At 74.5% G+C, this 1,330-nt stretch carries 1 pseudogene; it reads left to right on the top strand.

Annotation, left to right across the window (positions count from 1 at the left end):
* Nucleotides 1–169: 169 nt before the first annotated feature.
* Nucleotides 170–1,330, top strand: a pseudogene (gene mutL, locus P409_RS34500) (DNA mismatch repair endonuclease MutL); the annotation flags it as partial.

Raw genomic sequence — 1,330 nt, forward strand, 5'->3', positions numbered from 1 at the left:
CCGCCCTCGCCGGCGGCACGCTGGCGGTCAGCGTCGAGCCGGCCGGCGGCTCGCCCACCGGCGCCCCGACCGGGCCGGTGGTCTATTCCGGCATGCTGATCGATGATCCGTCCTGATCGGCCGTCCTGACCGATTCCCTCCGGCGCCCTCCGGTTCTAGAATCGGCGGCATGAGCATCGAGTCCCTGCGCACCATCCGCCGCCTGCCGCCGACCCTGGTGAACCAGATCGCCGCCGGCGAGGTGATCGAACGCCCGGCCGCGGCGGTGAAGGAGCTGGTGGAGAACGCGATCGACGCCGGCGCCCGCCGCATCGACGTGTCGCTGCGCGACGGCGGCCGCAGCCTGATCTCCGTGGTCGATGACGGCGCCGGCATGGACCCGGAGGAGCTGTTGCTGGCGATCGAGCGCCACGCCACCTCCAAGCTGCCGGACGACGACCTGGTGCGGATCTCGACCCTCGGCTTCCGCGGCGAGGCGCTGCCCTCGATCGGCGCCGTGTCGCGCCTGTCGATCGCCAGCCGGCCGCGGCAGGCGGCGGAGGGCTGGAGCCTGTCGGTCGAGGGCGGGGCGGTGGCCGCGCCGGTGCCGGCGCCGCTGAACCACGGCACAAGGGTCGAGGTGCGCGACCTGTTCTACGCCACGCCCGCCCGGTTGAAATTCCTGAAGGGCGAGCGGGCCGAGACCCAGGCGGCGGTCGACGTGGTCGAGCGCCTTGCCATGGCCCATCCGACCCTCAGCTTCACCGTGGCCGACGCCGCCCGCACGCTGCTGCGGCTGGAGGCGGCGCAGGGCGAGCTGTTCGACGCCCGCCTGGCCCGCGTCGGCGCCGTGCTGGGCGGCGATTTCGCCGAGAACGCGCTGCCGATCGAGACGGTGCGCGAGGCGGTTCGGCTGACCGGCCATGCCGCGCTGCCGACCCTCAACCGCGCCACCGCCCAGGCGCAGTACCTGTTCGTCAACGGCCGGCCGGTGCGCGACCGCCTGTTGCTCGGCGCCATCCGCGGCGCCTATGCCGACGTGCTGCCGCGCGACCGCCACCCGGTGCTGGCCCTCTAGTCTCGAGCTGCCGCCGGAGGAGGTCGACGTCAACGTCCACCCGACCAAGGCCGAGGTGCGGTTCCGGCGACCCGGCGCTGGTGCGCGGCCTGATCGTCAGCGCCCTCGCGCCACGCCATCGCCGCCGCCGGCCACCGCGCCTCGACAGCGTCGGCGCCGACACGCTGGCGGCGTTCGTCACCCAGGGCGGGAGCGCGCCTGACGGGTCGGCGCCGATGCAGGCCCCGCTGTCCCGGTTCAGCGGCCAGACCTCCTGGTTCCAGACCCGAGGCC

The organism is Inquilinus limosus MP06, from assembly GCF_000767795.1.
Lineage (GTDB): Bacteria > Pseudomonadota > Alphaproteobacteria > DSM-16000 > Inquilinaceae > Inquilinus > Inquilinus limosus_E.